A 21,021-nucleotide genomic window follows, 5' to 3' on the forward strand; every position below is an offset into this window, starting at 1 on the left:
AGTACTGGGGGGTTTTGCTTTTGGGGCTTCGAAATTGTCATCCGTCGCGATCACGGCTGATCGGCGGAAGTCGGCTGCGTCATGTCTTTGACATCAAAACAGCCTACCTTGGACGGTGTTGAACCTAACCCATGGAGACCAGCATGAACTTCACCCCGGAACAAGTCGCGGCTGTCCATAAGGCTAACGTGGAAACGCTGTTCGGCCTGACCACCAAAGCCTTCGAAGGTATTGAGAAGCTGGTCGAACTGAACCTGCAAGTGGTCAAGACGACTTTCACCGAAAACGTGGATAACGCCAGGAAGGCGCTCGCCGCGAAGGATGTCCAGGAGATCTTGGCCATCCATGCCTCGTTGGTCCAGCCGATTGCCGAAAAAACCATGGCGTATAGCCGCCATGTGTACGACATCGCCTCGGAGACCCAGTCAGAGTTCACCAAGGTCGCCGAAGTCCAACTGGCTGAAAATTCGAAGAAGATACAGGCACTCGTCGAGAGCATCGCCAAGAATGCGCCCGCAGGTGCCGAGTCGACCGTGGCCATCGTAAAGTCCGCGATCAGCGCCGCCAACAACGCCTACGAGTCAGTGCAGAAGGCAACAAAGCAGGCCGTTGAAACTGCTGAGAGCACTCTCCAGGCCGCAGCCGTCGCCACTAGCAAGGCCGCCGAGCAAGAAGGTGCCACCGCTGGCGCGGCAGCCAAGAAGTCGACCGCCGCTTGATCCGCTGATCAAGCGGCTGGAAAGCGACCGGCCTCCGGCCGGTTCGCCCGCACTACGCTTGTGACACCGGGCTGTCCGGGCACCGCGTGCTAGCATCCATCGAAATGGAAATGGAGCTAGGACGCAGATGGAAAGCGGTACCACGGAATACAAAGGCTATGTCGTCCACGTTTACTGCAAGACGATCAAGGACGGATTGCACATTGCGTCGTGCGCGATCTGGGAGGATGGGGCGGTAGTGCAGGATGCCAGGTCGATTGGCCGCAATCATGCCTCGCCCGCCGACGCGAAGGTGGCGGCCTATGAATGGGCGAAGCTGTGGATAGACGGCAATAGCTGAGCACTTTTGGAGATATTTTCCAGGCGAGTGTGGAGCAGGTGCGATGGACATGTAGCGCACGCGAGGCCAGTTGTCCTTCACTTGCCAAATGGATCAGACGCCGCTTGCTTACGCAAATGGCCGCTTGCCTTAGCACTTTCCAGTTCTTTTTGTATTAGGGGTATCCAGATGCTCTTAATCCGCGTATATTCTCTTTCGCGGGGTGGAGCAGTTGGCAGCTCGTCGGGCTCATAACCCGAAGGTCGCAGGTTCAAGTCCTGCCCCCGCAACCAACACCAAAAGCCCGTCCGGTTCATGCCGCACGGGCTTTTTGCTTGGCCTGCCGCCGCATGCGCGCTAGGCGAAATCACCTGGGGGGTCGTCTGGGATGGTCCACTTTTCAGGCTTCTTTTCGCTGGCCGGGGCGCTCTTCGGCAATGGCGAAGGAGGGTGGGGCGTCATCTGCGACAGGAGTTGTACTGACGATACATCGACGGTTTCCTCATCGCCGTCTTCAGACCAATACCTGAGCGTCACTGTCATGTTCCTCTCCGGTAAGTGACTCAAGGAATCCCGGATGCCGTCATGGCGCAGGCGGGGCAAGCTTTTACCTTAGACCGGTTTCGCTTTCCTGCTTGTCGTCAATGGCGATGGCCATGGTGGGGATCGCCATGCCGCCGTCCGCAGAGATGGCGTCATGGGTGTCGTCAATCCCGCGCCGCCTGAATATTCAGTAGTGCCGTCCCCGTTTTCGTCATATATGGCGAGAACAGGCTCATCACCTGTGACGCACCCCAACTGATGTGTTCTCGCTTGATGGAATCAATCCCATGACGGGACCGGAGATAGTCGATCCAGTAGGTAGACACGATCCAGGTGTTGACGACCAACTGGTCAAGTTGCTCGGGCGTGGCACGCAACAGTCCAGCGGATTCCATGCAGCCGAACACGCGCCGGACATGATGCTGCCCATCGTTGGCCAGCAACTCGCTGCGCGATCGCAATGCCGGTGCAAGGCCACGTATGGACGCCGCGTCGCGATAAAAGAAGCGCCACTCCCACATCAGGCTGAACCAGCCGCTCAGGTAGCTTGCAAAACGGCCGGGGTCATCGCCCTGAGCCAGATCCGCTACCGAGGTCTCACGTAGCGCCTGTTCGAAATCGTCGAAGAGTGCCTCGAGAATTTGCTCCTTCCGGTGGAAGTGGTAGTAGAGGTTGCCCTCCTGGATGCCAACCGACGACGCAATTTCCGCAGTGGTCACCACGACCGGGCCGCGCTCATTGAACAGGCTCAGGCAGGCATCCAGAATGCGCTCGCGCGTCTTGGGACGCCGGGCCGGCGCACCTCCCACCGTCATGGCCGGCCACTCCTGTCATGTTTCGTCATCTGCATGTTTGCTTCGCTGGGTCTTAGGGGTAAGCCCTAGATCTGGCAATCCCGATTGATTAATTAGGGTGAACACCCTAGTCTAGTCTGAAGCCAACACGGATGCACCTTGATAATTCGGCGCGGCAAGCGTCCGGCCCGGTTTGCTCAACAGGAGACTATCGATGCTATCAGGCAACGCGGAACATCCGCATTCCCAGGCCCATGCCGGCACGTCGGCCGAAGCGTTGAAGGCGGGGCACGCCGCAAATGAAGGCGCGGCGCAACACGTCGATGTGCTGGTCGTTGGGGCGGGGCTTTCCGGTATTTGCGCTGGTTACCACCTGCAAACCAGTTGCCCCGGCAAGAGCTTCGCCATCCTGGAAGGGCGCGAGGCGATCGGCGGTACCTGGGACCTCTTTCGCTATCCCGGCGTGCGCTCGGACTCGGACATGTATACGCTCGGTTTCAGTTTCCGCCCCTGGCGCAGTGAAAAGTCGATCGCCGATGGCGACTCCATCCTGGCGTACATCCGCGGTACGGCCCGGGAATTCGGCATCGAGCGGCATATCCGCTTTGGCCACCGCGCCACGCAGGCGTCGTGGTCGACCGAGACCGCACGATGGACAGTCGAGGCAACGGCCGGTCCGCAAGGCACGCCGGTCCGTTTTACCTGCAGCTTTCTTTACCTGTGCAGTGGCTATTACGATTACGCCGATGGCTATATGCCAGGCTGGCCTGGCATGGAGCGCTTCGGCGGCAAGATCGTGCATCCGCAGCACTGGCCGTCTGACCTGGCGTATGACGGAAAGCGCGTGGTCGTGATTGGCAGCGGCGCGACCGCCGTCACGCTGCTGCCGGCGATGGCGGAGCGCGCGGCCCATGTGACCATGCTGCAGCGTTCGCCAACCTACATCGTGGCGCGGCCGTCGAGCGATGCCGTTTCCGCATGGTTGCAGCGGCGTTTGCCGGCGGGGATGGCCCATCGTGTCACGCGCTGGAAAAACGTCCTGTTGGGCATGTATTTCTACAATCTGTCGCGCAAGAAGCCGGATCTGGTCAAGCAGAAAATCCTCAAGGGTGTGCGCGCGCAGCTCGGCCCGGACTACGATGTCGACAAGCACTTCACGCCGTCCTATAAGCCGTGGGACCAGCGGCTCTGCCTTGTGCCGGACTCCGATCTCTTCAAATCCATTCGCTCCGGCAAGGCGTCGGTAGTCACCGACCAGATCGAATCGTTCACCGAGACCGGACTGCAGTTGCGCTCAGGCGAGCGGCTCGATGCCGATGTCATCGTGACGGCCACCGGACTCCAACTGAAGGTGGCGGGCGGGATGAAGATCGAGGTGGACGGAACTCCGATGAACCCGGCGCAGGCCTTTATGTACAAGGGCATGATGTACAGTGACATGCCGAACCTGGCGGTCGCCATGGGCTATGTGAACGCCTCCTGGACCCTGAAGGCGGAATTGTCGTCGACCTACGTGTGCCGCCTGCTCAATCATATGGACGCGCATGGCCATGCGTGGTGCGCACCGCGCCGCACGGATCCGTCTGCCGGTGAGGAGTCTTCGTTGTCGCTGAGTTCCGGCTATGTCCGGCGCGCCAGCAACATTTTGCCCAAGCAGGGTTCCAGGCGGCCCTGGAAGGTCCACCAGAACTACCTGTTCGACCTGATGGCCCTGAAGTTCGGCAGGGTCGTGGACAGCGAGATGGCGTTCGGCCGCGCCGGCGCGGACGCCATGCAGCCCGGCCCGGCGGTGGCTGCCGGCATGACCGCTGATTCCGTTAACAGTTGAAAGGATAGATGCAATGGCCATATTGATTGCCTGCATTGCCATCGGTGGGATTGTTTTGCTTGGGTTGGTGGCATTTACCGGACTCATCGCGCACAAGGTGGAAAAGGCGCTGCCACCCAAGGGCAAGTTCATTGAGATCGATGGTGCCCGGCTTCATTACATCGACAAGGGCCAGGGCCCCGTCATTGTCATGGTTCACGGGTTGGGCGGGCAGACAGGGAATTTCTCGCACTCCTTGCTGGAGCGGCTGACCAGCCGGTTCCGCGTCATCCTGGTCGACCGGCCGGGTTCGGGGTACTCGACCAGGCCAGCGGCGATGTCGGCCCGCCTGAGCGCGCAAAGCGCGGTCGTGGCCAAGTTCATCCGGGCGCTCGGCGTGCAGAATCCCCTGCTGGTTGGCCATTCCCTGGGTGGCGCGGTTGCCCTGGGCGTTGCACTCGATCATCCCGGCACGGTCGGCGGCCTCGCCCTGATCGCGCCGCTGACCCATCCGGTGGAGGGCGTGCCGCCCATGTTCCGCGCGTTGTCGATCTCGTCCGCCACGCTGCGTCGCGCCATCGCGTGGACATGGGCGGTACCCAGGTCCATCCTGCGCGGGCGGGCAATGCTCGATCTGGTTTTCAGTCCCGATCAGCCGCCCAAGGATTTTGCGATTGCCGGTGGCGGGCTGCTTGGCCTGCGGCCCGGCAGTTTCTACGCCGCGTCCTCCGATATGGTCAGCGTGGCGGAGGATCTCCCCGGCATGGCGCAGCGCTACGCATCGCTGACCCTGCCGATCAGCATCCTGTATGGGACCGCCGACGCCGTACTTGACTGGCAGGCGCACGGCAAGGCGATGAAGGACAAACTGCCGGCGCTGGATCTGGAACTCGTGCCGGGCGGGCACATGCTGCCGGTCACGATTCCGGATAAGGCCGCGGCTTGGGTCACGGCGGCTGCCGCGCGGCTCTGACGACGGCACCACCGGCGCGCGCGTTGCGCGCGCGCCAGCACCGCGGCTTAAGCGTCGATGTTGAAGCCGATCTCCTTGATGAATTCCCCCCAGCGTAAATAGTCTGCCTTGACCTGGGCGGCGAAGGCCGGCTGCGCGATGGCCTGCGGCGGCAGTACGCCGACCGCGAACAGCCGCTTGTGATAGGCCGGATCGGTCAGCACTTTCTGGATGGCCGCCGAAACCGCGGCGACGACATCCGGTGGCATGGCCTTGGGACCGAACAACGCGAAGTAGCCGCTCAATTGCTCCATGCCCGGAAATCCCTGCTCGCGGAAGGTGGGAACGCCCGGCGCCATGTCCGAGCGTTCCGGCGTGGTGATGGCCAGAGCCTTGGTCTTGCCGGATTGATACAGCGGCACCGCGGTGGTCAGCCCGTCGATCATCACTGGCACCACGCCGCCCACGAGGTCTTGCGTGGCGGGCGCCGAGCCTTTGTACAACACCGGCTCCAGTCTGCTGCCGGCGAGCTTGTTGAGCAGCAGCGGGCCAAAGTGCGACGACGTGCCCGGGCCGTAGGAAGCCGAATGCAGTGGCGCTTTGGCGCTCTTGGAATAGGCGATCATCTCGGCGAGCGTGGAGAAAGGCGCGTTCTTGGTTGCCACCAGCAGCACCGGCGCGCGCGCCGCTTCGGCCAGTGCCGTCAGGTCCGTGAGGGGGTCATAGGGCACCTTGTTGATATGCGCGCCGGAGGTAGCCGAGGAGCCGAGCGTCATTAGCAGCGTGTGGCCATCCGGTTTGGCACGAATCACGTCCAGCGTCGCGGGAATGGTGGCGCCGCCGGGCTTGTTTTCCACGACCACCGACTGGCCGAGGGACTTGCCAAGGAAGTCTGCGAACAATCGCGCCACCACATCGGTACCGCCGCCGGCGGGATAGGCGACGACCAGGCGCAGCGGACGGCCCGGCCAGCTATTGGCAAACGCGGGGGCAGAGCCGACGGCCGCGGCGGCTACTGCCGCGGTAAGGAAATGACGACGATCCATGCTTGTGCCTCCTGACGGTGATGAGCAGATAAATGCTCTTTTCATTGCGTAAGGAAGATACTCATGGAGGAGGGGCCGATGATGGAATCGGGCGATACCCTTCCCATGACGGCGTGCATGAATGTGCGGGTGGCCCGGGCCGGGGCCCTGGCGTTATTGCGCCAGGGCGGCCATGCTAGGATCCTGTCTCCGATTCAAAGTGAGCAAATGATGTCGACTGCCTTCCAGATACACAATCCAGCCCCGTCCGAAGATGGCGAACTCATCGGCTTCTCCATCGTGGCGGACGGGGGGGCCGGCAGCGGCTTTGTGTCGCGTTCGGCACTCGATGCGCTGGCCCAGGGCCAGATCGGCAGCCACCTGGGTATTTTCGAGCGGAATCTTGGCCGTATCCAGGAGGCGGCATGGGCGAAATGGTCCGCGGACCGCTCACTGAACCCCGTGATGCTGGAAGAGCACGACTTCTGAAACCTTCGCCTGGCGATTTGCCTGGATGCCTGGCGCCAGGCACATGCCGGCCCGGGATTGGCGACGCGCGCGGGTCAGGTCTGGGAGAACGTGCGTACGAGCTTGGTCTTGAGCGGCCAGGGGCGGGCCGCGAGGATCCAGATGCAGAGCAGCGGGCCGATGAGCGGGATCAGCGCCAGGTAGGCGTACAAGCCACCAAAATGCGCGGCCTTGAAGACCTTCCTGAACGGGAAGAACCACAAAGCTTCGAAGAGTAAAAATCCGAGAACGTAATACGTCATGGTCATGCTTCCTGTACGGCTGGCTGGCGTGGCATCTGCGCCGCGCTGCAGCATTGTAGAGTTCCTTTGCTGACTCATAATCCCGCCGCTTCGGGGGATTTTGGAGAGCGGCGCGTCCATGACTGTGTAGTATTCGCGTGATTTACCGCAGCGCCCGCTGCGCCACGGCAACCAGTGCCACACCCACGCAGGCGAAGGCCAGCAGCGCAAAGAGATTGCTCACCGCAATCAACTGCGCTTGTTGGTCGATCAGTGCCGACCAGCGTGTCAGCGTGGCGGCGTCGAAGCCGTCGGGCAGGTCGAACGGGGTGATCCGGGCCACCAGTTGCGTGCGCGCCAGTGCCTCGCCGTACTGGAGCCACAGGCTGGCTACGCCGGTGCCGCCGGCCGTTGCGATCTGGCGCATGATGTTCTTGAACTGATATGCGTGCGCAAAATCCTCGACGCTGAAGTCCGCATAGGTCAGGCCTGCCACCAGTGCCAGGATGAAGGGCGTGGTCAGGCTCTGCAGCGTCAGGGCCGGCAGCAGGACGGCCATGGATGCCCCTGGCATCATCCGCTGGCTCAGGAGCCAGGCCGCGCCGGCAAACATGAAATAGCCCAGGGCGATGTAGCGCCGCTGCCCCTTCAGCCTCGTGCCCGCATAGGTAAAGGCGCAAAGACCCGCAAAGCCGATCAGCCCGGTGATGGTCAGGACCTTGCCCGCGGTCTGGAACGTGAAGCCCAGGCCGGACTGCAGCATGCTGGGCACCACATATCCCCACAGTCCGTTGAGGAAGTAGTACAGGGTGTAGAAGCCTAGCCCGACCAGGTAGCGGCGGCCGAACAACAGCTTGGGATTGAGCCAGGGATCGGGATGGCGGTGCTGGTGGATGAAGACGCCCGCAACAAGCGCCAGTCCGGCGAGAGGGGTGATGGCCACCGATGGCGAACTGGTCAACTCATAGAAGCGCAGGTCGCCCAGCCCGTGCAGCAGGACCAGCGCGCCCGTGCCCAGCAAGATCACTGTGATCCAATCCATGCCGCCGATGTCCACTTCCCACGGTGCAAGCGATGCCGCGAGCCGTCGTGGATACGAGACGAGCACCAGCAGGATCGCCGCGGCCGACATGCCTGCCTGCACCGCGAAGATCATCCGCCAGCTCGCATCCTCCACCAGCACCGCCGTGAGCCACGGGGCCAGCGCCGCCAGGCCCATGCCGCCGGCATTGAAGCCAAGAAAGAGAGGGCGGCGCTCTTCGCGGGCCGCCACCAGCTGGATGATGATGCGCGAGGCGGTGAACAAGCCGCCGGCGCCGAAACCTTGCACGGCGCGCGCCAGGCTCAGTTCCAGTGGCGTATTGCAAACGGTGCACAGCACGGCGCCCACGGTGGCGATGGCCAGGCCGAGCAGGGTATAGCCGCGATAACTGATGTCCTGCGCGATGCGCCGCAGCACCAGGTTGGCGGCCATGGCCGCGGCGGCATAGGACGTGAGGCTCCAGAGAAAATCCTCGGGCGAGGCGTGGATGCCGCCCCGGATATGCGTACCGGCGACGCCCATCATGGATGACGCCACGAAATCCACGCCAGTAGCGCAGCCCAGCGTGAACGCAAAGAGATATACCTGCGCCGGTGACAGATCGGGGTGCTTGGCCAACGTCGCGCTGCCAGTCGCCATGACGGTCTCGTCCATCGCGTGAGTGCAATCCGCGGTCCGGTCCGCTCGCATCTGGACGCTGGGGCAAGCCGGGCCGAAGCACCGTGCGGCGAGCAAGGACGGCGCAACGGTTACTCAGTGGCTCCCGGGTGCCTCCGCGCCGGGGAACCTCTGCGATGACGGCCAGCATTCCCAGTATCGGTCAAATGAGCGGAGCGCCCAAGCCGAACATCGGGAGCGTGTTTCAGGATCGCCGCCCGGTGCACCGGATTGCGTCGTGGGGATAATCGCGCGGGGCGTGCCATGCCGTCCTGGCGCCGTCCGGCTCACGGCAAATGGTTATATCCCTGAACGATGCCCGGATATTGGGCGCGAGTTTGCGCGCCAATGGTGATACCGCGCACGGGGCTACGTTTTCGAAACGGTTCGCGCCGGGATCATTATTCTGTGCATTATCGAGATAATGCGCGCCTTGACGGTGGGGCGAATCGCTGCAGTCCCGCGCGGAAAGATCCAGGCTCTGCCGGAGAGGCGGTTCATATGCCTGTATTCCCGCCCGACAACATATTGTCTTGAATCAGGCTGCAGGATCGGCCGGAAAGCGGAGGGCAAGACGCGGCGCGAGTATGCCGGGACGAGGCGCGGCGTAACGGGCGTTGGTTCGCTTCCCCGCATTGTTCACCGTGGTTTAATTGACAAGTACCTTGCTCCAGACCATCATCGCTCGGGGAAAATAATCGCACCTCCGCGCAAGGATGTCGTCCGTTCGTCGGCGATAGCGCGTGGAAGGTCGCCAGTCCGACGAGGAACCGGGGTCATGATGATTTCGCTACGCCGAATGACGAGTGCGCTTGCGCTCGGCCTGCTGTTGTCCGCCTGTGCCACGGGCCCGCAATCGTCCGCCGTGCCGCAAGCATTCTCGCTGCCGTCCGATGCGGCCAACAAGGCCTTGTCGACCGAGGTATTCGTCTACGCCTATCCACTGGTGCTGATGGATGTCACGCGCGAAGTCATGACAGCGCGCACGCCCGTCAATACTTTCTCGCACAAGCGCAGCTTCCCGGACGCTTCTTTCACCGAGGTGGTCAGCCCGAATGCGGATACGCTTTATTCGACGGCATGGCTGGACTTGTCCGCCGAGCCGGTGATCCTGTCGCTGCCCGATACACACGGCCGTTATTACCTGATGCCGCTGATGGACGCATGGACCAATGTCTTCGCGTCTCCGGGCAAGCGTACCACCGGTACCAAGCGGGCTGTGTTTGCCATAACCGGTCCTAAATGGAAAGGCACATTGCCAGCGGGTGTAAAGGAAATTCGCGCCCCCACGGATATGGTGTGGATGATTGGCCGTACCCAGACCAACGGCAAGCAGGATTATGCGGCGGTCCGCCACTTGCAAGACCAGTATCGGCTGATGCCGCTCTCGGCATGGCAGCGGGGTGGCAAGGCGCGGCCCAGGGCCACGCAGCCAAGCCTGACCGAAGCGGTTGCCGTGGACGTGGAGACGCCACCGGTGGAGCAGGTGGCAGCCATGGACGCGCAGGCGTTCTTCACGCGTTTCGCAGCGCTGCTGCCCGCCAATCCGCCCGCGGCGGCCGACGCCGCCATGGTGGAATCGACCAAGAAGCTCGGCATCGTCCCGGGCATGCCATTCTCCGTGACTGCGATGGAGCCCTCGACGGCGCGCGCGGTGCAGGAAGGCGCCACTACCGCCCTGGCGGGCATCGTCGCAGCCGCCAGGCGCGGCGGCGAGCCGGGGATTCAATGGACCGTGCACCGAGATCTCGGCAATTACGGTACGTCCTACGGCAAGCGTGCGGTGGTGGCATGGGTGGGGCTGGGCGCCAATTTGCCGGAGGACGCGCTCTACCCCAGTACACGCGTGGATGCCGCGGGCCAGCCGCTGAGTGGCGCGCATCGCTACCGGATGCATTTCAACAAGGGCCAGATGCCGCCCACCGATGCCTTCTGGTCATTGACCCTCTACAACAGCAAACAGGCATTCGTCGCCAATCCCCTTGGCCGCTACGCCATCGGCGACCGCGACCGGCTCAGGTATAACCGCGACGGCTCGCTCGATATCTTTATCCAGAACGCCCGCCCGCAGGGCAGCCGCGCCGCCAACTGGCTGCCGGCGCCGCCAGACGCCTTCAACCTGACGCTTCGCGTGTATTGGCCCCGGCAAGCGATGCTGGACGGTGCATGGAACGCGCCCGCGGTGGAACGGGTGGATTGATTTCCGGGCGGTTCCGGCCACAGGAATGAGAAAAACCCGCCAAGGCGGGTTTTTCTCATCAGGATGCCAGCGAACTGCCTGCCGGCTCAGAACTTGTATTTGATGCCGGCGTAGAGCGCGCGGCCGGAGCCCGGGTAGAACACCATGGTGTTTGCGGTCCGGGCATCGGTCACGGTGCTGAAGTCGCTCACATAGCGCTTGTTGCCGAGGTTGCGCGCATCGAGGAAGACCGTCACGCCGCGCTGGAAGTCATAGCTGGCTTGCAGGCCAAACAGCGCGTAGCCGGGCGCGCGCAACGTGTTGGCATAGTCGACATAGGCGCCGCCCGGCACCCAGTCGATGGTGCCGGCCACGCGCAGCCCGGCCGCACGGCTGTAGGCGATGGTGGTGCGCAGCACGTGCTCGGGCACGCCGGCGATGCGGTTATTGCCGTACTGCGGATCGTTGTCGAAGCGGAAGTCGCTGTAGTTCCACAGTTGCGACAGCGTGAGCTTGTCGCCCGAGCCGAACACGTTTTGCAGCACGTCGCCTGAGACGCCAAGCTCCACGCCTTGCAGCGTGGTGCGGTTGGCGTTGAAGGTGGCGGCCGGGATATTCGGGTTTGTGGTGTATTGCAGCAGCTGGTCGCGTACCAGCGAGCGGTATGCGGTCACGTCCCAGGAGAATCGCTCGCGCTTTCCGCGCGTGCCCAGTTCCAGTGTCCAGCCGTGCTGGGCGCTCAGCGGCACGAAGCGGGTGGTGGCAGCGAAGGTCTGGGTCAGGTCGCTGAAGTCGGGTACGTCCGCGCTGCGCGTGATGTCGGCAAAGGCCTGCACGTCGCGAACCGGCTCCCACAGCACGCCGAACTTGGGATTCACGCCGCTGTAGGCGATGCTGTCGGACTTGGCGGTGGGGTTGGCCGGCAGGCCGCCGTAGTCGTGGTAACTGCGGACATTGCGATAGGCCTTGGCGCCCGCCATCAGCGCGACGGTGGGCGTTACGTAAAGGCGGTCTTCAAGGTAGGCTTCGTAGTTATAGGCGTCCTGCGCGGCGTTGAGCGTCTGGGCGCCACGGTTGCCCGCGTTGTTGATGTACTGGCGCGCGTCGTTGTTGCCACCGAAGAAGCGCGCACCGACGATAAGCTGGTTGCGCAGGCCGCCAATGGTCTGCGTGCCGGTGTAGCGCGGGGCGAACCCGTAAGTCCAGGAGTCCTGGTCGATGACCTGGAAGATCGGGTGGTACAGGCTTTTGTGGATGACCCAGGTGGTGAAATCGAGCTGGCCGCTGTCGAGCTTGACGGTGGTCACGTTGGCAACGCGCTCGGTACGCGTATTGCGCGCCTGGTCGCCGGCCACCGCGGCGGGCGAGGCCTTCGTCGGATTGTTCAGTGCATCGGACAACGACAGCGAGCCGGGCAGCTTCTGGTCGACGATATAGGCACCGAGATAGAAGCGCGTTTCCACCGCCGGGCTGAAGCGGTAGCCGAAGTTGGCATTGAACTGCTCGTACTGGCCGCGCTCATGAGCGCGGTAGCCATCGGAGTGGTTGACGCTCAGGTTGGCCAGGAAATCGAAAGCGCCGATCTGGCGCGAGACCTGGCCGCTGGCGCGCACGGTGCCGAAGCTGCCGCCGTCCACGCGCAACTGGTTGGGCGCGTCGGCGGTCAGCGCGGTGGGCGTGGTGAAGTTGATGGCGCCGCCCAGCGTGGTGCTGCCATAGGCCAGCCCGTTGCCGCCCTTGTAGATTTCCGCGGCGCTCAGGCCGAGCGGATCGATCTGGTAAAAGTCGCCGCTGCCATCCGCGAAGTTGGTGGGAATGCCGTCTTGCAGGATTTCGATGCCGCGCGTGTGATAGCCGCGTGCAATGCCCGACCCTCGAACGGATAGCCGGAGTTCCTGGCCGTAGCGCTCCTGCACATAAACGCCTGGCGCATCCTTGAGGACGTCGCGCAGGTTGCTGGCGTAAGTGTCGCTGTAGGACGCAGCGTCGACAAAGCCTACCGAGCCGGCCGTCTGGTCCAGCGCCTGTTTCTGCTGCTGGACATTCGGCACGGTCAGCGATCCCGGCGCCTTGGCTGTCACGGTGGTCATGGGCAGTGTGACAGCGGCATCCGCCGGGGCCGGGCTGGCGGCTTGTGCGAGGGCGGCGCTGGTGAATGCCGCGGCGGGCAGGGCGGCGGCACGCCGCTTCCAGTGTCTGGCTCGTTTCATGTTTTCCCTTGTGACGCCGGACCTGCTTGGGGCCGCGCCTTTTCGTCGTGCTTGAATAGGCGCGTACGATACGGAAGACCCCCTGCCGCGCGCTATGTGACACAGTGCCGCATTAATTGCACCAGGGCACATCCGGGCAATGTGGACGGCAGGGCGAAGCCGTTCTTTTTACCCGTCGGGAAACAAGAAACAGCCAGCTTTCCGGCATGCTTCGCACACCGGAAAGCTGGCTGACGTATTTGCTAACTCGATTTGATTCGATCTGATTCGATCTAAACCGGCTTCATTCGATGCCGGGTTGCTCAGGCCGCGTGGCTCACGCAATCGACACAACCCGCTGCGTGGCCCGTGCCATGCTTTGCCGCATGCCTGCCGAGGACCGCCCGGCGGGAGGTGCGCTGCCAGGTGGTGGCGCCCGTCTTGCCGATTCGCTCACGCAGGCTGCGCGCGGCGGCCACCATATTGGCCAGCGCGGCTTCGGTTTCCGGCCAGGCGCGCGTCTTCAGCCCGCAGTCCGGATTGACCCACAGGCGTTGCGGCGGGATGACCTCGCAAGCCCGCTCGAGCAGGTGCGTGATGGCTTCCACGCTGGGCACGCGCGGCGAGTGGATGTCGTACACGCCCGGTCCGATCTCGTTGGGATAGTCGAAGGCACCAAAGCCTTCGAGCAGTTCCATGGCCGAGCGCGAGGTCTCGATGGTGATCACGTCGGCATCCAGCGCGGCGATGGCGGGCAGGATGTCATTGAATTCGGCATAGCACATATGCGTGTGGATCTGCGTTTCGTCCGCCACCGATGCGGCCGAGATCTTGAACGCGTGCACCGCCCATTCCAGGTACGCGGCCCAGTCGCCCTTGCGCAGCGGCAAGCCTTCGCGCAAGGCGGGCTCGTCGATCTGGATGATGCGGATGCCGGCCTGCTCCAGGTCGGAGACTTCATCGCGGATGGCCAGCGCGAGTTGCAAAGTGGTGGTGGCGCGCGGCTGGTCGTCGCGCACGAAAGACCATTGCAGCATGGTGACGGGCCCCGTCAGCATGCCCTTCATCGGACGCTCGGTCAGTGATTGCGCATAGCGCGTGGTTTCCACCGTCATCGGCTCGGGGCGGTACACATCGCCGTAGATCACGGGTGGCTTGACACAGCGTGAACCATAGCTCTGCACCCAGCCGTTCTCGGTGAAGGTGTAGCCGCACAGTTGCTCGCCGAAATACTCGACCATGTCGTTGCGCTCGGCTTCGCCGTGCACCAGCACGTCGAGTCCCAGGGCTTCCTGCTTGCGGACCGCGGTCTCGATTTCCGTGCGGATGCGTTGCAGGTAGTCCAGCGCGCCAATGTCGCCGCGGCGGTAGGCGGCGCGGGTCTGGCGGATCGCGGTCGTTTGCGGGAAGGAGCCGATCGTGGTAGTCGGCAGCGCCGGCAGCTGCAGCGCGGCGCGCTGGCGTTCGATGCGGGCCTGGAAGGGGCTTTTGCGTTCCGCCATGGCGGCGCTGACCGACGCGACACGTGCCTGCACCTGTTGGTTGACCACGCGGCGCGAGCTGCGGCGCGAGGTGAGTGCGGCATCGGTAGCGGCAAGCTCGGCGGCTACCGCGGCCTCGCCTTCATTCAGCGCGCGCGCCAGCACTTTCACTTCGGCCAGCTTTTCGGTGGCGAAGGCCAGCCAGGTCTTGATCTCCGCATCGAGCTTGTGCTCGGCATCGAGAGAAACCGGCACGTGCAGCAGCGAGCAGGACGGCGCGACCCACAGGCGCTCGCCGAGTTCGGCGTGCAGCGGCGCCAGGATGGCCAGCGCGCGGCGCAGGTCGGTGCGCCAGATATTGCGGCCGTCGATCACGCCGGCGGATAGCACCGCATTGGCCGGCAGCACCTTGCGCCAGGCGTCGAGCTGCTGCGGCGCGCGCACCAGGTCGATGTGGAAGCCTTGCACCGGCAGGGCGGCAGCGCGTGCCGCGTGGTCGGCGGCGCTGTCGAAATAGGTGGCAAGGAGCAGCTTTACGCCGGAGCCGGCCAGTTCGGCGTAGGCGCCGTCATACGCATCGAGCCACGCCGGCGCCAGGTCCAGGCACAGCGCCGGCTCGTCGATCTGCACCCATTCGATGCCGAGCTCGCGCAGGCGGGCCAGGATGCGGCCATAAGCGGCCACCAGGCCGGGCAGCAGGCTCAGGCGGTCGAAGCCATCCACGTGGGTCTTGGACAGCCACAGGTAGGTGAGCGGCCCGATCAGCACCGGCTTGGCCGTCAGGCCCAGCGCCAGCGCTTCTTCCACTTCGTCGAAGAACCAGTCCACGCCGCCGTCGAAGCGGATGTCGGGTGCGAGTTCGGGGACCAGGTAGTGGTAGTTGGTGTCGAACCACTTGGTCATTTCCATGGCGGGCTGCGCCTTGTTGCCGCGGGCCAGTTCGAAATACTGCGCCAGGCTCAGTTGCCTGGGGTCGAAGCCGAAACGCGCGGGCAGGGCGCCAAGCAACGCGCTCAGGCTCAACACCTGGTCGTAGTAGGCGAAGTCGCCCACCGCGACGCTGTCCAGCCCGGCTTGCGCCTGCGACTGCCAGTGGCGCTGGCGCAGCCCGGCTGCCACCTGGCGCAGGCTGGCTTCGTCGGTTTCGCCGCGCCAGAAGGCCTCCTGGGCGAACTTCAGTTCGCGCTGCGCGCCGATGCGGGGAAAGCCCGGAATATGGGTGCGTGCCATGCAATGCTCCGTATGTGAGAGGTGACGATGGCGCCCAGTTTGGAATCCAGAGTAAAATGAATCAAGCGATAAGATTTAATCAACGTATGAATCAGTTTCATATCAATCCGGCCAGACGCTGTCCGGCGCAACGCAGGAGTCGGCCGTGATCGAGGTCAGGCACCTGCGCTCCCTGGTGGCGATCGCCGAGTCAGGCAAGCTGGCCTCGGCCGCCGAGCGCGTGCATGTGAGCCAGTCGGCGCTGTCCCACCAGATCAAGGGCATTGAGGCGCACTACGGCCTGCCGCTGTTCGACCGTACCCGCCAGGGCCTGCGCTTTACCCCGGCCGGCGAACGGCTGCTGGCGCTGGCGCGCGAGACGCTTGCCGCCATCAGCACGGCCGAACGCGATCTCGCCCGGCTCAAAGGCGATACGCGCGGGGAGTTGCGCATCGTGCTGGAATGCCATACCTGCTTCGACTGGCTGATGCCCGTGATGGACGAATTCCGCCGGCGCTGGCCGGAAGTGGAGGTGGACCTGGTGGCGGGTTTCCACGCCGATCCGCTGGCCTTGCTGGCCGAGGGACGCACCGACATGGTCATCGGCTCGCTGCCGCCGGCCAAGCGCGGACTGGCGGTGGCGCCGCTGTTTCGCTTCGAGATTCTGGCGGTGATCGCCAACGAGCACCGGCTGCGCAACAAGCGCCGGATCGAGGCGGCCGACCTGGCCGGCGAAACCCTGATCACCTACCCGGTGCCGGAGCAGCGCATCGACCTGATCCGCGAAGTGCTGGAGCCCGCCGGCATCAAGCTGCAGCGGCGCACTGCCGAGCTGACGGTGGCGGTGCTGCAACTCGTGGCCAGCCGCCGCGGCGTGGCCGCGCTGCCCAACTGGGGCGTGAAGAACTACATCGACCACGACTATGTGCTGGCCAAGCGGATTGGCGCCAAGGGTTTGTGGAGCGAACTGTATGCGACCACGCCGGCCGCGCTGGCGGAGCGGCCCTATGTGCGCGATTTTGTGTCTATCGTGCGCGATACCTGTGCCGCCGAGCTGGACGGGATCGAACTGCTGCCGGAGCTTGCATAGCGAGGACAGCAACGCCCGCAGCCGCTATCGCCGCTATTGCACCAGTTGCCCGCTGCGCTCCGCCACGCCGATGCGTGCCTCGGTGCCCGCATTGAACTGCAGGAAATCCGCTTCGATGCCATCGCTGAAGATCACGCCGGACTCGGGCATCAGCGAGCGCAGCACGATCTGCTGGCCGCGCGGGATGTCGCCATACACCAGGGTGGCATCGGTGGCGCGGCTGGGAAAGGGCTCGCGCACGGCGAATACCAGCCGGTCGGTATCCCACGGCAAGGCCTGATACGGCGCGTCCGCCTGCGCGATGGCGCGCGCGCCGGTGACGATGCTCTTGAGCCAGGCCGTAGAGCCGAGCCCGGTCGAGACAATGACCCCGCTCGACGATTGCACCTCGCACTGCGTGCCGAGCCGGACCTCATAGCGCGCCGAGGTGTGGCTGCGCGGGCCGATAAAGAAGTCGTTGACCGCGTACAGCACCTGCTGGTCCGACAACTCGGCGCGCGCCATGGTGACTGGCCGGGCAGGGCGGCGATCCTGCATCGCCTCGGCCAGCACCCGCGCGAGGTCGCCAGCCTGGAACGGCAACAACACGCCGTCATGGCGCGCCGGGTCGGGATTCACGCCGAGAAGCGGCTGGCCGTTGAGGTACTTCATGGTGTTGGCGACCAGGCCGTCCTGGCCCAGCGCCACGACGATGTCGTCCGGGCCGAACAGGAAATTAGGCAGGAACTGGCGGTCCACCACCTGCCTGCGCAGGTAGCGCGACAGCACGGCGGCGACCTGCTCGCGCGCGGCCAGGTAGGTGTCGTGCTCGCGCTGGTAATCGCTGATGTCCGCGCCCAGGTGCTCCAGGTAGAAGCGTGCCTGCGCCAGCGAATGGTAGCGCGCCAGCAGTTCTTCCAGCCGCGTCTTGCGCGTCACCAGCACTACCTTGCGATCGGCGGCTGTGCCCATGAGTCTTGCTCCCTTTGTCCCGTATGGTCTCAGCCCCGGCCCTTGGCCTGCGGCGCCAGCAGCGACTGCAGCAGCTCCGGCGACATGTTCAGCTGCCCGATCCGCTCCGCCTTGTCGGCAATGCCGCCAAAGGCCTGCGCGATCAACTGGCCGGGGGCCATGCCCGATGCGGCCAGCGCCTGCACGATGCGCGCGTCTGCGCCCTGCAGCGCCTGCATCACGGCGCCAAGGCGGTGTGCCTCGGCCTCGGCGGTGGTGCGGGTGTTATCGGCCTCCAGGCCCACGAATTCCTTGCGGCGCGCTTCCAGCGCGATCTGTGCTTCCATGCCGCTGGCTTCGAGTTCGGCCTGCTTCTTCTGCACCGCGGCTTCGGCTTCCATCTGCGTCTCGCGGATGGTGCGCTGCTTGAGTTCCACGGCGACTTCAGTGTCGAGTTCGCTTTCCTTGATGGCGCGTTCGTTTTCCACCGCGGCGTTACGGCGCGCGTAGATGGCGTCGTCGGCGGCTTTCAGGATTTGTTCGCGGACTTCGGCTTCCAGGGCGCGCGCGGTTTCCGCGCGTGGCTTGACGGCCACCATCGAGAACGAGAGGATTTCCAGCCCTAACGCGAGCACGTCCGGCTGGCTCTTGAGCGCGCCTTCGACCTGGCGCGCCATGCGGTCCGAGGCCTGCAGGGCGGAGCGCAGCGTTTCCGCGCTCACGGCCTGCTGCACCAGCACTTCCACCACGCCTTCGACGCGGGTGCGCAAGTTCTGCGGATCCTCGGAAATGTAGTTGCGGCCATCCGGCTTGAGCGCGAAATTGAGCATGGCGGCTGTCTTGCGCGGCTCGGCGATGCGATAGGAGAGATTGCCCTGCACCGTGACGGACTGGAAGTCGGTGGTGATCAGCTCGAAGATGTAGGGCAGGATCTGGCTGCCCACCGGCACCGCCACCAGCGAGGTGGTGGGCGCGTAGTAGTAGAACGACTGGCCGCTGCCTTCGCGGACGATCTTGCCGCTCTTCATCTGCATCAGGTAGGTGGTGGGATCTGCCTTGATGAATCGGATGCCGAACATGGTGGTCCTTTCGCGTGGTGTCTTTGGTTGCCCGCATTTGGCGGCAGGCATTAAGTGTGTCTGTGCCACTAATATAAGTGGGACTGTGACACTTGTCAACTTATAATCCGGCCTGAACAGCCTGCCGCAAGGAGCGCACAGCCCTATGATGAAGCCCGCCGCGCCCGCCTTCGGGCGCCCGCTGACCACCGTGGACGTGGTCATCCTTACCATCCGTGCCGGAGCCTTGCAGGTGCTGCTCGTGCAGCGCCCGCGGCAGCCAGGCGAGCCTTTTCCCGGGCAATGGGCCCTGCCGGGCGGATTCGTGGACATCGAACGGGATCAGGATCTGCAGGGGTGCGCGCTGCGCAAGCTGGCGGAGAAGACCGGAGTGGATAGCCCGTACCTGGAACAGGTGGGCAGCTGGGGCAGCGCCACGCGCGATCCGCGCGGCTGGTCCACCACCCATGTGTACATGGCCTTGCTGGCCGATGCCACCCTGGCCCCGCAGAAGGGCGGCAATGCCGCCGACCTGCGCTGGGCGCCGGTGGAGGGCGATGGCGTGTCCGTGCCGCTGGCCTTCGATCATGCCGACCTCCTGGGCGCGGCGCTTGGGCGCGTGCGCGGCAAGACCGAATACACCTCGCTGCCCGCGCACCTGTTGCCGCCGGACTTTACGCTTGGCGAGCTGCAGCACGTCTATGAACTCGTGCTGGGCCGGCCGCTGGAGAAAAAAGCCTTCCGCACCCGCATGCTGGCGGCGGGCCTGCTGGAAGAGCTCGGCACGCAGAAGGACACCGGGCGGCGCCCGGCTTCGCTCTACCGGCTGCGAGAGCAGTCCGGGCTGGTCTATTTCACGCGGAGTTTCGAGCAGCGCGAGCGCGCGTGAATGCCCGCCGGCTACGTTGGCGCCGGATCCGATCGAAGGGCGGGGGTGCCCAACACGGTATCGTCGATGGGGAAGTGCAAAATCGCCGCCAGCAGCCCGGCGGCTGCCGTGGCGCCCCATACCAGTGAATAGGAACCGGTCACGTCAAAGACGAAGCCACCTAGCCATGCACCCAGGAAAGAGCCGGCCTGATGGCTCAGGAAGCAGACGCCGAACAGCGTCCCCAGATGGCGTGTGCCGAAGATCTTCGCCACCAGCCCGCTCGTCAGCGGCACGGTCCCCAGCCAGGTCAGGCCCATCACGGCGGCGAAGATAACGACCGAGGCGGAGGTCTTCGGCACCAGCAGGAAGGCGCCGATGGCCACGCACCTGACCAGGTAGAGCCAGCCCAGCACGTACTGCTGGCGAAAGCGGCCGCCCAGCCAGCCACATGCCCAGCTTCCCAGCATATTGAACAGCCCGATCAGGGCCAGCGCCGTCGCCCCCAGTCCCATGGGCATATGGCAGAGCGTCAGATAGCCCGGCAAATGCGTGGCGATAAAGGCAAGCTGAAATCCGCAGGCGAAGAAGCCAATGGTGAGAAGGCGATAGCCGGGGTGCCGGCACGCCCTGGACAAGACTTCACGCAGGGAAAACGCCTGCGGCTCCGCCAGTGGCGCGCGGCACGCATCCCGGCGGTCCAGAAGGATCCCGAATGGCGCCACCACAAGCATCAGGAACGCGAATACGAACAGCGACGCCGATACGCCCGATGTTTCCCGCACCGCCTGCGCAAGCGGGACCATGAGGACCTGGCCGAGCGATCCGCCGGCACTCGCCAGGCCCATCGCCATGCTGCGCTTCTCGGGGGATGCCATGCGGCCAACCGCCGACAGGACGACGCCGAAGCTGGTGCAACTGATCCCGATGCCGAACAGCAGGCCGATGCCGACGACAAGCATGGCGCCCGACGGTGCCATGGCCGCGAGTGCCAGGCCGGCGGCAATGCTGACCGCGCCGGCGGCAACCACCGGCGCGGACCCGTATCGGTCTGCCGCGGCACCCGCGAACGGTTGCGCGAATCCCCACGCCAGATTGTGAAGCGCGATCGCGAACGCGATCACGGTGACCGGCATCCCGCGGTCGAACGACAGTGGCCCGATAAATAGCCCGAAGGTCTGCCGGATACCCATGACGACGCTCAGGATGAGCGCCGCCGACACAACGACGAGCGTTGCCTGGTGCGTTAAAGATGCAGCTTGCCTGCTGGTTGCCGTCAACATGGTGTTTGGCCCTCCTCGTGCCGCCAATACTGGCAGCGGAGGGGCGATGCGGCAAAGGAAAAGATCTTGACGACAGGTGAGGGAAATTCACCTGTGCTATCGCGGATCGATGCGCGATGCGCCGGCT

18 protein-coding genes and 1 tRNA gene are annotated in these 21,021 nt (G+C 64.4%); 9 read left to right on the top strand and 10 right to left on the bottom strand.

Going from position 1 to position 21,021, the window contains the following annotated elements; all coding sequences use genetic code 11:
* Positions 1-143 precede the first annotated feature (143 nt).
* From CF70_RS11315 to CF70_RS11325, 3 genes are all read left to right on the top strand, one after another.
* The gene (locus CF70_RS11315; protein WP_035864468.1) at positions 144-719 is read left to right on the top strand and encodes a phasin family protein; all 576 of its coding nucleotides are present in this window, start codon (positions 144-146) and stop codon (positions 717-719) included.
* Positions 720-846: 127 nt separating this feature from the next.
* Complete coding sequence (locus CF70_RS11320; protein ID WP_035864255.1) at positions 847-1,059, top strand: hypothetical protein; 213 nt, start codon at positions 847-849, stop codon at positions 1,057-1,059.
* A 196-nt stretch (positions 1,060-1,255) separates the two neighbouring features.
* Positions 1,256-1,331: transfer RNA gene (locus tag CF70_RS11325), tRNA-Met, on the top strand.
* A 64-nt stretch (positions 1,332-1,395) separates the two neighbouring features.
* Here CF70_RS11325 and CF70_RS35895 read toward each other — a convergent pair.
* On the bottom strand, positions 1,396-1,581 hold the full coding sequence (locus CF70_RS35895; RefSeq protein ID WP_152561776.1) for a hypothetical protein: 186 nt from the start codon (positions 1,579-1,581) through the stop codon (positions 1,396-1,398).
* Between the two features lie 164 nt (positions 1,582-1,745).
* The gene (locus CF70_RS11330; RefSeq protein ID WP_051648275.1) at positions 1,746-2,396 is read right to left on the bottom strand and encodes a TetR/AcrR family transcriptional regulator; all 651 of its coding nucleotides are present in this window, start codon (positions 2,394-2,396) and stop codon (positions 1,746-1,748) included.
* Positions 2,397-2,589: 193 nt separating this feature from the next.
* On the opposite strand from CF70_RS11330, the gene CF70_RS11335 reads away from it, so the two are divergent.
* Together CF70_RS11335 and CF70_RS11340 are read left to right on the top strand one after the other, a co-directional pair.
* Complete coding sequence (locus CF70_RS11335) at positions 2,590-4,203, top strand: flavin-containing monooxygenase (RefSeq protein WP_081862132.1); 1,614 nt, start codon at positions 2,590-2,592, stop codon at positions 4,201-4,203.
* Positions 4,204-4,216: 13 nt separating this feature from the next.
* Entirely contained in the window at positions 4,217-5,155 is a 939-nt protein-coding gene (locus CF70_RS11340) for an alpha/beta fold hydrolase (protein ID WP_035864257.1), read from the top strand.
* A 47-nt stretch (positions 5,156-5,202) separates the two neighbouring features.
* On the opposite strand, the gene CF70_RS11345 is transcribed toward CF70_RS11340, so the two are convergent.
* The gene (locus tag CF70_RS11345; RefSeq protein WP_035864259.1) at positions 5,203-6,180 is read right to left on the bottom strand and encodes a tripartite tricarboxylate transporter substrate binding protein; all 978 of its coding nucleotides are present in this window, start codon (positions 6,178-6,180) and stop codon (positions 5,203-5,205) included.
* A gap of 63 nt (positions 6,181-6,243) precedes the next feature.
* Here CF70_RS11345 and CF70_RS11350 point away from each other — a divergent pair, with 63 nt between their 5' ends.
* Positions 6,244-6,648 carry a hypothetical protein gene (locus CF70_RS11350; RefSeq protein ID WP_035864261.1) on the top strand — a complete coding sequence of 135 codons (405 nt, stop codon included), beginning with the start codon at positions 6,244-6,246 and terminating at the stop codon, positions 6,646-6,648.
* Between the two features lie 74 nt (positions 6,649-6,722).
* Here CF70_RS11350 and CF70_RS11355 read toward each other — a convergent pair whose 3' ends face one another.
* Positions 6,723-6,983, bottom strand: coding sequence for a hypothetical protein (locus CF70_RS11355; RefSeq protein ID WP_235184999.1), 261 nt, complete (start codon positions 6,981-6,983; stop codon positions 6,723-6,725).
* Positions 6,984-7,071: 88 nt separating this feature from the next.
* A complete protein-coding gene (locus CF70_RS11360; RefSeq protein WP_349675107.1) occupies positions 7,072-8,640 on the bottom strand; it encodes an MFS transporter in 1,569 nt (522 codons plus the stop codon).
* A gap of 745 nt (positions 8,641-9,385) precedes the next feature.
* Here CF70_RS11360 and CF70_RS11365 point away from each other — a divergent pair.
* Positions 9,386-10,807 carry a DUF1254 domain-containing protein gene (locus CF70_RS11365; RefSeq protein ID WP_035864265.1) on the top strand — a complete coding sequence of 474 codons (1,422 nt, stop codon included), beginning with the start codon at positions 9,386-9,388 and terminating at the stop codon, positions 10,805-10,807.
* 86 nt (positions 10,808-10,893) lie between these two features.
* Here the strand turns inward: CF70_RS11365 and CF70_RS11370 are convergent, their stop codons facing one another.
* Together CF70_RS11370 and metE are read right to left on the bottom strand one after the other, a co-directional pair.
* Positions 10,894-12,996, bottom strand: coding sequence for a TonB-dependent receptor family protein (locus tag CF70_RS11370; RefSeq protein ID WP_035864266.1), 2,103 nt, complete (start codon positions 12,994-12,996; stop codon positions 10,894-10,896).
* A 302-nt stretch (positions 12,997-13,298) separates the two neighbouring features.
* On the bottom strand, positions 13,299-15,686 hold the full coding sequence (gene metE / locus CF70_RS11375; protein WP_035864268.1) for a 5-methyltetrahydropteroyltriglutamate--homocysteine S-methyltransferase: 2,388 nt from the start codon (positions 15,684-15,686) through the stop codon (positions 13,299-13,301).
* A 145-nt stretch (positions 15,687-15,831) separates the two neighbouring features.
* Between metE and CF70_RS11380 the strand changes: the two genes are divergently transcribed.
* On the top strand, positions 15,832-16,755 hold the full coding sequence (locus CF70_RS11380) for a LysR family transcriptional regulator (RefSeq protein WP_035864271.1): 924 nt from the start codon (positions 15,832-15,834) through the stop codon (positions 16,753-16,755).
* Positions 16,756-16,788: 33 nt separating this feature from the next.
* Here CF70_RS11380 and CF70_RS11385 read toward each other — a convergent pair whose 3' ends face one another.
* Together CF70_RS11385 and CF70_RS11390 are read right to left on the bottom strand one after the other, a co-directional pair.
* On the bottom strand, positions 16,789-17,706 hold the full coding sequence (locus CF70_RS11385) for a sugar kinase (protein ID WP_035864273.1): 918 nt from the start codon (positions 17,704-17,706) through the stop codon (positions 16,789-16,791).
* Between the two features lie 29 nt (positions 17,707-17,735).
* Positions 17,736-18,764: an SPFH domain-containing protein gene (locus CF70_RS11390; protein WP_035864275.1), complete on the bottom strand. Its 1,029-nt coding sequence runs from the start codon at positions 18,762-18,764 to the stop codon at positions 17,736-17,738.
* Positions 18,765-18,909: 145 nt separating this feature from the next.
* Here CF70_RS11390 and CF70_RS11395 point away from each other — a divergent pair, with 145 nt between their 5' ends.
* On the top strand, positions 18,910-19,632 hold the full coding sequence (locus tag CF70_RS11395; protein ID WP_035864278.1) for an NUDIX hydrolase: 723 nt from the start codon (positions 18,910-18,912) through the stop codon (positions 19,630-19,632).
* 11 nt (positions 19,633-19,643) lie between these two features.
* Here the strand turns inward: CF70_RS11395 and CF70_RS11400 are convergent, their stop codons facing one another.
* Positions 19,644-20,894 carry an MFS transporter gene (locus CF70_RS11400; RefSeq protein ID WP_035864281.1) on the bottom strand — a complete coding sequence of 417 codons (1,251 nt, stop codon included), beginning with the start codon at positions 20,892-20,894 and terminating at the stop codon, positions 19,644-19,646.
* Positions 20,895-21,021: the final 127 nt, after the last annotated feature.

Origin of the sequence: Cupriavidus sp. SK-3 (assembly GCF_000611145.1) — a bacterium.
Classification (GTDB): Bacteria; Pseudomonadota; Gammaproteobacteria; order Burkholderiales; family Burkholderiaceae; genus Cupriavidus.